At 55.2% G+C, this 13,345-nt stretch carries 8 protein-coding genes; 7 read left to right on the top strand and 1 reads right to left on the bottom strand.

Features of this window, described 5'->3' with window-relative positions; translation table 11 throughout:
• Window positions 1-99: 99 nt before the first annotated feature.
• Entirely contained in the window at window positions 100-1,692 is a 1,593-nt protein-coding gene (locus tag NSU01_RS19375) for a hypothetical protein (protein WP_076242992.1), read from the top strand.
• Between the two features lie 444 nt (window positions 1,693-2,136).
• On the opposite strand, the gene NSU01_RS19370 is transcribed toward NSU01_RS19375, so the two are convergent.
• A complete protein-coding gene (locus NSU01_RS19370) occupies window positions 2,137-2,589 on the bottom strand; it encodes a hypothetical protein (RefSeq protein WP_076242993.1) in 453 nt (150 codons plus the stop codon).
• A gap of 265 nt (window positions 2,590-2,854) precedes the next feature.
• On the opposite strand from NSU01_RS19370, the gene mutS reads away from it, so the two are divergent.
• The 6 genes from mutS (at window position 2,855) to NSU01_RS19340 (ending at window position 13,233) form a co-directional block, all read left to right on the top strand.
• Entirely contained in the window at window positions 2,855-5,596 is a 2,742-nt protein-coding gene (gene mutS / locus NSU01_RS19365) for a DNA mismatch repair protein MutS (protein WP_076242994.1), read from the top strand.
• Between the two features lie 107 nt (window positions 5,597-5,703).
• A complete protein-coding gene (mutL, locus tag NSU01_RS19360; protein WP_076242995.1) occupies window positions 5,704-7,830 on the top strand; it encodes a DNA mismatch repair endonuclease MutL in 2,127 nt (708 codons plus the stop codon).
• A gap of 42 nt (window positions 7,831-7,872) precedes the next feature.
• Window positions 7,873-8,658: a class I SAM-dependent methyltransferase gene (locus NSU01_RS19355; RefSeq protein WP_076242996.1), complete on the top strand. Its 786-nt coding sequence runs from the start codon at window positions 7,873-7,875 to the stop codon at window positions 8,656-8,658.
• The gene (miaA, locus tag NSU01_RS19350; protein WP_076242997.1) at window positions 8,642-9,598 is read left to right on the top strand and encodes a tRNA (adenosine(37)-N6)-dimethylallyltransferase MiaA; all 957 of its coding nucleotides are present in this window, start codon (window positions 8,642-8,644) and stop codon (window positions 9,596-9,598) included. Before NSU01_RS19355 ends, miaA begins: the two co-directional genes overlap by 17 nt.
• Window positions 9,599-10,184: 586 nt before the next feature.
• Complete coding sequence (gene hfq, locus NSU01_RS19345) at window positions 10,185-10,424, top strand: RNA chaperone Hfq (protein WP_039299258.1); 240 nt, start codon at window positions 10,185-10,187, stop codon at window positions 10,422-10,424.
• A gap of 139 nt (window positions 10,425-10,563) precedes the next feature.
• On the top strand, window positions 10,564-13,233 hold the full coding sequence (locus NSU01_RS19340) for a PBP1A family penicillin-binding protein (RefSeq protein ID WP_076242998.1): 2,670 nt from the start codon (window positions 10,564-10,566) through the stop codon (window positions 13,231-13,233).
• Window positions 13,234-13,345: the final 112 nt, after the last annotated feature.

The following is a 13,345-nucleotide window of genomic DNA, read 5'->3' as shown; positions in this document are numbered from 1 at the left end:
CTTCATCTGCGTACTGCAGAAGGGCGGGCTATCCGGTTATGAAGGATGATGCAGCTGTAGGCGCGGCATGAAGAATTTCGGATGGGCGGTGGCATAAGGATGAACGAAGGGCTTAACTTATTCCTTCAGCTGGCACCGGAGCAGATTATGCGCAGACTCCGCCGCTGCGGGATTGAAGCGGACCCCGGGGCTATAGGCAGACCAGCACGGCGGAAGGATGCAAGAGAGAGTCATACATATTCCCATGGACAAGACCCCGCAAGTTACAGGCAGCACTACCGGGTGGTTATTTTCAATCTGGCTGTGCTGGAGTGCCAGCCTCTGGGTGCAGGGGCGGCTATGAATGCTGCTTTTTTGGGGCCGGTGATAGGAGAGGGCGGGTATGGCGGAGCGGGTGCTGGCGCGAGCGGGAACAGGGTTAATGGAGCAGGAGCGGGTGGCGGCAGGGATGGCGGGAATGGTACTGGTGTAGCAGGCGCTGCTGAGTATGGTGAGCGCGGTTATGGTGGAACGGGTGCCGGAAGTGATAGCGGGAACAGTTATGGCGGAGCGGAAATTGAAGGGCGTGACGAGAACAGCTATGAGGGAACGGGTGCCAGAGGTAATAGCGGGAACAGCTATGGCGGAGCGGGTGGCGTAAGTGAGATGCGCGGGGTGGCTGGAGCAGTCCGTGTAACGGCGGTCCGGGCGCTTTACAGCCTGGGGCTGGACAGCGGCGAGGTGGAGCTGCGGGCCATGGGCGGGCGGCGTTATGTGGTGACGGGCATTACTCCGTTGATGCCGGTTCCCGGCAAGCCGCTGCCTGAGCCGTACCGTGCAGCCTCGCGGGAGCTGGCCCGTTCCCTTGCCCTTGAGCAGCCAGGCCGTGCCGGGCTGCTTATGGGTATGGACCCGGAGTTCCTGCTGCTCCGGGAGTCCACGGGCCGCGTCGTGCCGGCGTCGCGGTACCTGCCCATGGACGGCGCCGCGGGCTGCGACGCCGGACCCCCGGGAACGCGCGGCGTGTTCCCGGTGGCGGAGCTGCGCCCTGCGCCGCGCGGGGAACCGCGCGCGCTGCTGGCGCAGCTGATGTCCGCCGCGCGCGAGGCGGACCGGCTCATCGCCGACCGCTCGCTCCGCTGGCGGGCGGGAGGCATGCCGCTGCGGGGCTGGGCCCTAGGCGGCCACCTGCACTTCAGCGGCGTGACGCTGTGCGCGCCGCTGCTGCGTGCGCTCGACAACTATCTCGCGCTGCCCATGCTGCTGCTCGAGGACGTCCGGGCTGCGGCCCGGCGTCCCCGCTATGGCGTGCTCGGCGATTTCCGGCGGCAGCCGCATGGCGGCTTCGAATACCGGACACTGCCGAGCTTCCTGGTGTCCCCGGTCATCGCCAAAGGCGCGGTCTGCCTGGCTCACCTGATCGTGAGCCATTATGAAGAGCTGCCGCTGCGTCCGCTCGACCGGGAGAAGCTGCATGCCGCCTTCTACAGCGGCGACAAGCAACCGCTCCGCGAAGCCTGGCCTCCCCTGGAGGCGCAGCTTCGCGCGCTGGGCGGCTACGCAGCCGCCGCCAGCTACATAGATCCTCTGCTGCGCTCTATAGCCGCGCAGCAGACCTGGGATGAGTCGCGTGATATCCGCGGCTTGTGGTGCGGCAGCGCCCCGTCAGTCTCCGGGGCGCGCCCGGCCGGGCCGGAAGATACTTTTCAATAGAAGCTGTCTGTATAACGGCGGCTGTCTGTTTTCTTTTAGCGAGAAGCGGTCTATTCAGTTACCGGACAATCGCTGCGGGTCCAGCAGAATACGTCACATCCACACCTGAATCGATGCTGGTAGCTTGGAGACTTATTTAGTTAGCACTGTCAGACTTAAAATGTTGTACATTATGCAACGTTGATTCCCAAATAGCTGTCTGTGCGGAAGATTGTTGTATGAAATACAGGAATTCATCCCTCTAGGCTGTAAGGAGAAGGCGAAATACTGCCTTTTCTACAACAATTTTGGATTGAGACCGCAATGATGAGCGAAATGTTGTATAATGTGCAGGATTTTGGGGATTCACTGGATCACTGCTTTATAAACTCCACTATCCCTCCGCTTCCATAGCGGCCTCTTAAACAGGAGGGCCTACTCTTCTCAAAGAGTGGCTCCGGTTTCCTATTTGTACAACATAGACCAGGTGCGATATCGGTGAACCCCAGCTTTTTGCAGATTCATCCGTCTTGCCCTCTTCCAGCACATCAGCACATCAGCGCATAAGCGGGCAACCACCTCTGTGGCTAAACCTTGGCAGTCCGGCACTTGGCCGAACTCCCGCAGTACGTGTGATGAACCCGAGAGCATTTCGGTCTTCCCGCTCTTTCTCACCAGCTCCGCGAATCGTTCCACGTCAAAAGAACCCTCCGCATACGGCAAAAAACTTCCATAGAACCGCAGCATTACCGCTTTGATCCGTCCGGGCCGGTTCATCCATCTCCCCCACAGCTCCATGAAATCCCGTTCAAACCCGAAATTCTCCACATCCCCGATGATAAACAAATTGAGTGCAGGGTCTTTGTGCAACAGCGCCATCAGCGGAATGCGGTCAGCTTCATTCAGTTTTCTTATCACGATTTTTCCTCCTTACATAAGATAGAATGTACAATCGTTTTCATAGATCATATTATAGAATATTATGGCTTGAAAATATAAATTCGTTCCAATTGGCTTAACGCCAAAGGAAAAACGCTGTATTACAGCGAGAAAAGCTGCTGCCAGCCGCCGGAAAATCTGCACACCAGGTTTTAGCAGGAGACCGGAAGAGGCTGCGGGTAACTTTGAGAGGGAAGTTTCTGCTATAATAGAGAACAGTATGAAGTAGGCATGGAGGTAGACGATGGCAAACTATACGCCGATGATTCAGCAGTATTTAAAAGTGAAGGAAGGGGCAAAAGACGCTTTCCTTTTCTTTCGTCTGGGCGATTTCTATGAAATGTTCTTTGAGGATGCCTTGCTTGCCTCGAAGGAGCTAGAGATTACACTAACAGGCCGTGATGGCGGGGTCGGCGAAAAGATTCCAATGTGCGGAGTGCCGCATCATGCTGCCGAGGGGTACATACAGCGCCTGATCGAGAAAGGCTACAAGGTCGCTATCTGCGAGCAGCTCGATGATCCTGCGGTGACCAAAGGGATGGTCCGCCGCGATATCGTCCGCGTAGTTACACCGGGCACCGTGATGGACGGCAAAATTATAACGGACAAAAGCAACAATTACCTCGTCTGTGTGACTGAGGAAGATGGCATGACGGCACTGGCTGCCTGCGATTTAACAACAGGTGAGCTGTATGTCACCTCTGTACTCTCCAGCACCGAATGGCTGCGGGATGAGATCGGCATCTATGAGCCGGCAGAGATTATCGGGGACGAGGCGCTCCTGGAGCAGCTGCGCAGTGAAGCCTCCCTGCTGGCTAAGCCAGTAGTTTATACACCGTGGGACAAGCAGGAGGAAGGACTGGCCCGCCGCCAGTTCGGCGAAGCGGCATGGGTACGGCTGGAGAAGGAACGCGGCCGCTGTCTGGCACTGCTGATCTCCTATTTCAGCGAGACCCAGCGCCGGTCACTTGGGCAGCTAACCCAGATATCTCCTTACGAGCCCGGAAATTATATGATTCTTGATCCGTTCACCCGGCGCAATCTGGAGCTGACCGAAACCGTAAGGGAGCGCTCCAAAAAAGGCTCGCTGCTCTGGCTACTCGACCGCACGGAAACCTCGATGGGCGGGCGTCTGCTGCGCCGCCGGATAGACAAGCCGCTGCTGCAGCGTGCGCCGATTGAACGCCGCCTCGAAGCTGTCGACTATTTGTATAACCAGTTTATCGTCCGCGAGGATTTGCGCGGAGCACTGAAAGAAATCTATGATCTGGAGCGGCTAGTCGGACGTATTGCCTTCGGCAGCGCCAACGGTCGGGATATGAACGCCCTGAAGCTGTCGCTGGCGCAGATTCCGGCGCTGAAGGAGATGTGCCTGACATCCGGTTCGGCCACCCTGCGGGAGATCGGCACGTCCATGGATGAGTGCGCAGAGCTCCGGGAGGATATCGAACGGGCCATTGTTGAGGATGCTCCGGTATCTGTCCGTGACGGCGGAATTATCCGCGGCGGATATCATGAGCGGCTGGACGAGCTGCGTGAAGCCAGCAGCAGCGGCAAACGCTGGATTGCCGAGCTGGAAGCGAAGGAACGCCAGGCGACGGGCATCAAATCCCTGAAGATCGGCTATAACAAAATCTTCGGCTATTATATTGAAATTACCCGCTCCAATCTGTCTGCACTTCCGGAAGGCAGATATGAACGGAAACAGACGCTGGCCAATGCCGAGCGTTATGTTACCCCGGAGCTGAAGGAGAAGGAAGCGCTGATCCTGGAGGCCCAGGACAAAATGACAGACCTGGAGTACAGCTTGTTTACCGAGCTGCGCGAGCGGATTAGCGCCCAGGTTCCCCGGCTGCAGGCGCTTGCTGAGAAGGTAGCCGAGATTGATGTGTATCAATGTCTCGCGGCGGTTAGTGCAGAGCACCGTTTCGTGAAGCCTAAGCTGTCCGACAGCTATGACCTGCGACTCGAAGGCGGGCGCCATCCGGTGGTTGAGGCAGTGCTGAAGGATTCCGCGTTTATTGCGAACGGCAGCACGCTCAGCAAGGATGAGGGCAATATCCTGCTGATTACCGGACCGAATATGGCAGGCAAAAGCACGTACATGCGCCAGGTTGCGCTAATCTGCATCATGGCCCAGATCGGCTGCTTCGTGCCGGCATCCAGTGCTGAGGTTCCGCTGATTGACCGCATCTTCACGCGGATCGGAGCAGCGGATGACCTGATCGGTGGCCAGAGTACCTTCATGGTGGAGATGGCCGATATCCAGGTCATGACCGAAAAGGCTACGGCCCGCAGCCTGATCATCATTGACGAGCTGGGCCGGGGGACCTCGACCAGTGAAGGTATGGCGATCGCCCAGGCGGTGATTGAATACGTGCATGATACTATCGCCTGCAAGGCGCTGGTATCGACGCATTTCCATGAGCTGGCTCATCTGGAGCAGAGTCTGAGCGGACTCCACAACTATTCCATGGCGGTGCAGGAGAGCGGGGACAAGGTCAACTTCCTGCGCAAGCTTGTGCCGGGAGCGGCGGACAGCAGCTACGGGATTTACTGTGCGAGACTGGCCGGACTGCCGGAAGGTATCATCGACCGCGCGTACGGCCTGCTTCAGAGCATCGAACAGGCATCTCCACCGGGCAGCGTGCCGCTGAACTACGGTACGGACTATAATGACCGTTCCGGACCTGTGATTCAGGAGAACCGGGCTGTGGCTTCCATGGCTGCGGCTCAGCAGGAAGCAGCTGTTACACTTGCTTCCCCTGCGGAGGAAGAGGACAATGAGGTTGTACAGCTCTCTATATTTGGTGAGGACGAGCCCCGCAAGAACCGCAAAGGCGGGGTCGCAGCACCGGCAGCCAAAGAAAATCCGCTCCTGAAAGAGCTGATCTCAGCTGTACAGGGTGCGGATCTGATGAATATGACACCGCTGCAGGCGATGGGTCTGCTTAATGAACTGAAGATGAAGGCCAGGGAGCTATAAGCCTGAGAGTATATAAGCGAGTGGGCTAATTAAGATTTTACCGGGCTTATTCAGACATCAATATGAGTTTGCAGCTACATTATTTATAAATTGCGGGGTGAACGAATATGGCCAAGATTCATGTGCTGGACGAGCATATTGCCAACCAGATTGCTGCCGGAGAGGTAGTGGAGCGTCCTGCCTCTGTAGTGAAAGAGCTTGTGGAGAACGCGATTGATGCGGGAAGCACACGTATCGAAGTCTCTGTGGAAGAGGGCGGACTGCAAAGCATCCGCGTCAAGGATAATGGCTCCGGCATAGAGCCGGAGGATTGCGAGACGGCCTTTTACCGCCATGCAACAAGCAAAATCGCCAACGGCCGTGATCTGTTCCTGATCACCAGCCTCGGGTTCCGGGGGGAGGCACTGCCGAGTATCGCGGCGGTATCGAAGCTAACCCTGCTGACTGCCAGCGGTGATGACGGGAAGGGACGGCTGCTGGAGATTGAGGGCGGGAAGCTGATCCTGAGTGAGGATGCGCCTTCCGGCCGGGGAAGTGATCTCACCGTACGGGAATTGTTCTATAATACCCCGGCACGGCTGAAGTATATGAAGAGCATCCAGACGGAGCTGGGCCATATTTCGGATGCGATGTACCGCATGGCGCTGGCACATCCGGATATCTCATTCACCTTGCAGCATAACAGCAATCAGCTGCTGCATACGCTGGGCAACGGCGATCTGCTGCAGGTTATTGCCGCCGTGTACGGCACCTCCGCCGCCAAGGCGATGCTGCCAGTCGCGGCTGAAGACCCGGATTATAAGATCTCCGGTTATATCAGCCGTCCGGAATGGACGCGTTCGAACCGTAATGCCGTAACGACGATTGTCGGCGGACGCTATATCCGCAGCAACGGACTGAATGCCGCGATCATGCGTGCGTATCATACGCTGCTGCCGATTAACCGTTATCCGCTGCTGGTGCTGCAACTCGACATGCATCCGTCACTGGTCGATGTCAACGTGCATCCGGCTAAGCTGGAGGTCCGTTTCAGCAAGGAGACCGAGCTGTATGCATTCGTGGAGCAGCAGATCCGCAGCCTGCTCATGGGACAGAGCCTGATACCACGTCCAACCAAGGAAATTATCGGGGGCAAGAATAGCAGCTCCTTCATTCAGGAGCAGTTCGCCTTTTCCAAAGGGGCGGTTCCGGGAGCTCCGCAGCAAGGTGCTGAGCCAGCTAACCCTGCAGATGCTTCCGCTGGCCGCGGTCCCGGCCAAGGGATGCCTGCTGATGCTCTGCAGGGAGGCAGCAGCCAGCCGCGCCCGGGAGGGAACAGTGCTGCTCCGTTTCCCGGCGGCGCAGCCCCGCTAACCGGCAGCAGTGCTCCGCTGTTCGGCGGTGGGGCCGCTGCCGGGGCTCCGCAGCGTTATCCAAGCGGCGGCAATTCTCTGCCGCCGCAGTCTCAGACCAGGGAGACGGCTGCAGCTTACGGCGGCGGTGCCATGCCGCCTGCACCTTACCGGAACGGGACCGCAGCACAGCCGTCATCCCGTCCGCGCGACAGCTACCGCCCGCAGGCAGCTGCGGCTGACCGGGGACAAATGCCAACCGCAGAGGAGTTATACGCCCCTGCGGTTGCTCCTGCCGGAAGCGAAGACACAGGACTCCCGCAATTTCCCGAGCTGAATTATATCGGCCAGCATCACGGAACGTATATTATCGCCCAGAATGACAGCGGTCTGTATTTGATTGACCAGCACGCTGCGCATGAACGGGTGAATTATGAATTCTACTATGAGAAATTCGGCAAGCCGGAAGACGCATCGCAGGAGCTGCTGCTGCCGATTACGCTGGAATTCACGCCTTCGGAGAGCAGACAGCTCAGCGAACGGCTGCACTGGTTCCAGCAGGCGGGAGTATTTCTTGAGCATTTCGGCGGACAGACTTTCCTGGTCCGTTCCTTGCCGTACTGGTTCCCGGAAGGTGACGAGAAGGCGGTCATCGAGGAGATGGCGGAGTGGGTGCTGAGCGAACGGTCCATTGACCTCGCCAAGCTGCGCGAGAAATCCTCGATTCTCTGCTCCTGCAAAGCCTCGTTCAAGGCTAACCAGAAGCTCACAGAGCTGGAAGTAGAATCGCTGCTCTCCCGGCTAGCGGCCTGCCGCCAGCCTTATACCTGCCCGCATGGACGGCCGATAGTCGTCTCCTTTTCTTCCTATGATCTGGAGAAGCTGTTTAAGCGCGTGATGTAGTGGCAGTACTGTACATTTGAAGAGAGCAAGATCGGAGGCAACATGATTATAACCACGGGCTTTAACCCGATACCGGAAATTGTAGACCGGGCCAGGACTCTGGCTGAGCGCACCGGCTGTCTCTATGCGCCCCGTGCCAAGTTATCCATGGCGAAGCTTGTGGATCAATATGGGGACGAGCAGGTCCTGGTCGTTCTGCAGGAGGCGGTCCGGCTGATAACGCCGGAGATGCCGCCTATGGAGTTCCATCCCAGCATGGGGTTTGTCCGTGCGAAACGGATCATTAGAGGCGAATCAGACCCCCTGATTGATGCAGCAGGCATGCTGCCCGGCGACAGTGTGCTGGATTGTACGGCAGGTCTCGGGGGAGACTCGCTGCTGTTTGCCGTCACCGGAGGTGAGCATTCCCGGGTTACGGCGCTGGAGAGCTCCCTGCCGCTGTATGCGCTGCTGCTGGAAGGGATGAGCCAATATATTTCAGGCCAGATTAAGGTGAATGAAGCCCTGCGACGCATCAATGTCCAGCGGGGTGACCATCTGGAGTATTTGAAGGCTCAGCCGGACAACAGTGTCGATATTGTTTATTTCGACCCCATGTTCCGGGTACCGCTGACGGATTCGGCGGCGATCTCCCCGCTGCGTAAGTTCGCTAATCCCGCCGCATTGTCGGCGGAGAGTGTGGCTGAGGCGGTCAGGGTTGCACGCAAGACCGTTGTGCTGAAAGAGAAGGCGCTGAGCGGGGAGTTTGCCCGCCTGGGCTTCACGGAGCTGCTGAGAGCAAGCGCCAAAACATCGTACGGGGTGATCACCATTGACAACAGAGACTAAACGCAAGGTACTCGTGCTGCTCGGTCCGACCGCCGTAGGGAAGACCAGGCTGAGCCTGGAGCTGGCCGGGGCTTTCGGTGCCGAGATCATATCAGGGGATTCCATGCAGGTCTACCGTGATATGGATATCGGTACGGCGAAGATCACCGAAGCTGAGATGAAGGGGATTCCCCATCATCTGATTGATATTCATGATCCGCTTGATGCCTATTCCACCGCAGAATTTCAGGAGCAGGGTACCCGGCTCATCGAAGAGATCAGCAGCAGGGGCAGGCTGCCTTTTATTGTCGGCGGGACGGGACTGTATATTGAGTCCCTATGCTACGGATTCCGCTTCTCCGAGGCGGTGGCGGATGAGGCCTTCCGCAGCGAGCAGGATGCTTACGCTGAAGAGCATGGGGCGGAAGCGCTGCATGCCCGGCTGGCGGCGGTAGATCCGGCCAGTGCGGAGCGGCTGCATCCCAATGACCGGAGAAGAATTATCCGCGCGCTGGAAATCTATCATCAGACTAACATTCCGCTTTCCGACTCTCTTTCAGGGCAAAAGAAGGAGTCCCCTTATGAGTTGTGCCTCATAGGGCTGACTATGGACCGTAAAATACTATATAAACGTATTGAAGAACGGATTGATCAGATGCTGGCGGAAGGACTTGTGGCTGAAGTTCAGGGACTGCTTGAGCGCGGCTACAGCAGAAGCCTTGTATCTATGCAGGGACTGGGCTACAAAGAGATTGCCGCCTATCTGGAGGGAGAGACAACGCTTGAGGAAGCCGTGATCCTGCTGAAGCGCGATACCCGCCGATTTGCCAAAAGACAGTTATCCTGGTTTCGCCACATGAAGGAAATTCAATGGATCGACGTGGAGGAGAGTCCGGACTATAATGAGATTTTCGCAATAATTCAGCATAAAATTGCGCAAACCTTTGCAAATTCAATATAACTCTTGAGGTTATACCCATTAAATCCATTCGTTGCTGCACGAACATTGTAGGATGCTTCCAAAGCGTATTCGCGCTTTACCGAAGCATCTTTTTACATCCCGCTTCATGCCTCTTTTTGCCGAATGTACTGATAACCGGGGGGACCAAATGTTAAAAGCTCGATCAGAGCAGCTGCCCAGAGTGACTATGCGGAAGCTTCCCGCGTCACTGCTGATTCAGAGGATATTGTTGTGCCGGATAAACCTGTTGAAGCGGGGCCGCAGCAGATGCTGGAGCTATTGAGATTGACCGGAAGGGCTCCGAAGATTTAATATGTAGTGGAGGGAACCATAAATATAACCATTTCAACTAAAGGGGATTGGGAGAAAAAACAACTGAAAAATCAGGGTTTATCTTTTATTAACTTTCAAAGGGTTTTATAAATGAGCTGATTTCATCCATGTGTTAACGTTTTACATACCATATCTCAGCCTGTTTTATTACATTGCTGTGCTTGCAGAATACATGGTATAATAGCAGGAAAGTTTCTCTAAGGTGTTGAATATACTTACGAACAATCTAATTGAACCATTGGGGGTACGTCATATGAACAAGTCCATTAACATCCAAGATACGTTCTTGAACCAGCTGCGCAAAGAGAATATCCCTGCTACAGTATATTTGACTAACGGTTTCCAAATCCGGGGAATTATCAAAGCCTTCGACAACTTTACGATTGTCATCGACAGCGACGGGCGCCAGCAGATGGTGTACAAGCATGCGATTTCCACGTTTACACCACAGCGCAGCGTATCGCTGATGCAGGACAATAATAACGAGATTTAAGATTTTACAGCCTTGAAGCGAAACCTTTTTGTTTATCAATCGTTTGAATAGAGAGTGCGAGAGAGCAACCTGTGAAGGTTGTTCTTTTCATTCGTGACCATAATTCATGATTTTTCCGCTAAGGGAGTCAGGAGGCAACATGTCCAGAGACCAACTAACCAGGAATGGCGGCAATAGAAACAGAGGTAGCAGTACGCCGAATTCCAAAGGGAAACCAAAGAAAAAGAAGAAATTTCTAACCAAGAAACGTGTATTGTGGAGTTTGTTTTTTGCAACGGCACTGGCGATTTTTTGTGCGCTGGGCGGCTATTTGTTCATTATGCTGAACGGGCAGAAGCTGCTGGAGGAGAACCAGGGTAAATTGACGGTGAATCCCCCTACGCAGATTTTTGACCGGAATGCGAATCTGATCGGAGAGCTCGCTCTGGAAAAAAGTGATCCGGTGGAATACGAGGATCTTCCCAAGATGCTGATCACCGCTTTTGTAGCTACCGAGGATAAAAGGTTCTTCGATCACAAAGGTGTAGATATCTGGTCCATCGGACGGGCGGCGGTGAAGGATATTGCGGCACGCAGCATGGTTGAAGGCGGAAGCACCATCACCCAGCAGCTTGCGAAGAATATCTTCCTGACCCGGGATAAGACCTTCTTCCGCAAAGCGACAGAGGTTTCGATTGCTGTTGCGCTGGAGAATAAGCATACCAAAGAAGAAATTATCACAATGTATTTGAACCGGATACCTTTTGGGGGAACCATTTACGGTATCAAGGCCGCCTCTATCCGTTATTTCGGTGAGAGTAATTTGAACAAGCTGGAGCTGTGGCAAATCGCTACTCTGGCTGCCATGCCGAAGGGGCCTTCCCGCTATAATCCGCTGCGTAATCCGGAGTTGTCCAAGGAACGCCGCGCGGTTGTGCTGCAGCTTATGTATGATCAGAAAGAGATCACGAAGGAACAGATGGATGAGGCAAAGGCTGTTGACTATAATTATACGCCACCTGAGAGTAGCAAGCAGCGTTACCAGGCTTTCATTGATTATGCTATTGACGAGGCTGAGGATAAATTCGGGCTTACCGAAGATGATCTGAATATCGGCGGTTACAAAATCTATACAACGATGGATAAGCATGCCCAGGAGACCATTGAGGATGCTTTTGCCGACAGTGATAATTTCGAGAAAAGCGTGGACGATGAGCTGGTGCAAGGTTCGATGACGATCATCAACCAGGAGAACGGCAGTATTGTGGCGCTGATGGGCGGTCGCAATTATGAGAAAAAAGGCTACAGCCGCGTTGACGGCAGCCGGCGTTCTCCGGGTTCAGCGTTCAAACCGCTGGTTGCGTACGCACCAGCACTGGAATCCGGCAAATTCACGAATGATTCGAGACTGAGCAATGAGAAGCAGTGCTTCGGCAAATATTGCCCGAACAATCTGCATGGCTATTCGACAACGATCAGCATGGCGGATGCCTTGACGAAATCAGAGAATATTCCGGCGGTATGGCTGCTGAATGAGATCGGTGTGAACACCGGCTTCCAGTTCGCCAAGAAGCTTGGCATCAATCTGAAGGATGAAGACAAGAACCTGTCGCTTGCCCTCGGCGGGATGAGTGAAGGGACCAATACACTGGAGATGGCCCAGGCCTACAGCGCATTTGCCAATGGCGGAGAGCTGCGGGATGCCTACTCCATTAAGTCGATTGCCGACAGCGATGACAAGACGGTCTACAAGGCCAATACCACCGCTGAACGGGTGATGAGTGAGGACACGGCTTATCAGATGACTGAGATGATGCAGAAGGTCGTACAGGATGGCACGGGTAAAAAAGCGAGAATTAACCGTCCGGTAGCCGGTAAGACAGGAACCACCCAGAGCGGCTACGAAGGAATCAGCTCTAACCGCGATGTCTGGTTCGTCGGCTATACACCGGAATGGACAGCAGCCGTCTGGATGGGCTATGACAAGCCGAGCAAGAAACATCTGCTCAAGAACAGCAGTCCGCTCGCGGCAGCATTCTGGGGCAAGGTCATGGAGGAAGCGCTGGAAGGCGTTCCTGCCAAATCGTTCCCGGTTCCCAAAGGCTCGGCAGAGGTTGAAGCTACACCGACACCTGAGGCGACTCCGGTTGTAACCGGTCTGCAGGCGGCTTATGATGCCTCGACCATGACGGTCAACCTGAGCTGGAATCCGGTTGAAGCTGCAGGTGTGGACTACCGCATATACCGCCGGGAAACCTCAGAAGCAGATTTTACTCAGCTCCTTAACACGAGCACTGCTAGTGTCGGTGATATAAGTGCGATGCCGGGACTGTCTTATGAATATTATGTAAGAGCTTATTATCCGGAGCTTGATGTGGAAAGTGAGCCTTCGGATATCGTAACGGTGTCCGTGCAGGATGAACTGCAAACGCCGGAACCTGAACCAACACTCGATCCGAACCTGCCTACGGATGACACTGGCAACGGCGGCAACCCCGGAAACGGCGGTATTCCGGGTGATGACGGCTCCGGCAACAACGGAAATGGTAACGGAAATGGTAATGGTAACGGAAACGGAAATGGTAACGGAAACGGAAATGGTAACGGTAACGGCAACGGCAATGGCAATGGCAATGGAGGCAGCGGCAATAACGGCGGAACAGTAACACCTCCGCCTGAAATAACACCGCCTCCAGTGCAAAGCACACCGCTGCCTACGCCGGCTCCGGAAGCAACCGCGACTACTGGCGAACCTGTAACGGATCCCGCTACAGATCCGGGCAGCGATCCGAATGCCGGTTTTGTAGAAGGTGTTAATACTACGCAGTAGATAGCAGTAGTTTAATAAAATTCATGGAACCATTTGACCCCGGCAGCCCGGGGAGCTCTGCATGTTGCAGAATTCCCGGCTGCCGGGGTTTTCTGGTGACTGGGATCACAGT

It is taken from the genome of Paenibacillus sp. FSL H8-0259 (assembly GCF_037963255.1).
Lineage (GTDB): Bacteria > Bacillota > Bacilli > Paenibacillales > Paenibacillaceae > Paenibacillus_AQ > Paenibacillus_AQ phytohabitans.
The sequence above is the reverse complement of the archived record's forward strand: the minus strand, read 5'-3'. Positions and strand labels throughout refer to the sequence as shown.

Excerpts from the sequence above, each read along its gene's own strand:
- NSU01_RS19375 (WP_076242992.1), top strand. The coding sequence starts at position 100 with ATGAACGAAGGGCTTAACTTATTCCTTCAGCTGGCACCGGAGCAGATT.
- mutS (WP_076242994.1), top strand. The coding sequence starts at position 2,855 with ATGGCAAACTATACGCCGATGATTCAGCAGTATTTAAAAGTGAAGGAA.
- mutL (WP_076242995.1), top strand. The coding sequence starts at position 5,704 with ATGGCCAAGATTCATGTGCTGGACGAGCATATTGCCAACCAGATTGCT.
- NSU01_RS19355 (WP_076242996.1), top strand. The coding sequence starts at position 7,873 with ATGATTATAACCACGGGCTTTAACCCGATACCGGAAATTGTAGACCGG.
- hfq (WP_039299258.1), top strand. The coding sequence starts at position 10,185 with ATGAACAAGTCCATTAACATCCAAGATACGTTCTTGAACCAGCTGCGC.
- NSU01_RS19340 (WP_076242998.1), top strand. The coding sequence starts at position 10,564 with ATGTCCAGAGACCAACTAACCAGGAATGGCGGCAATAGAAACAGAGGT.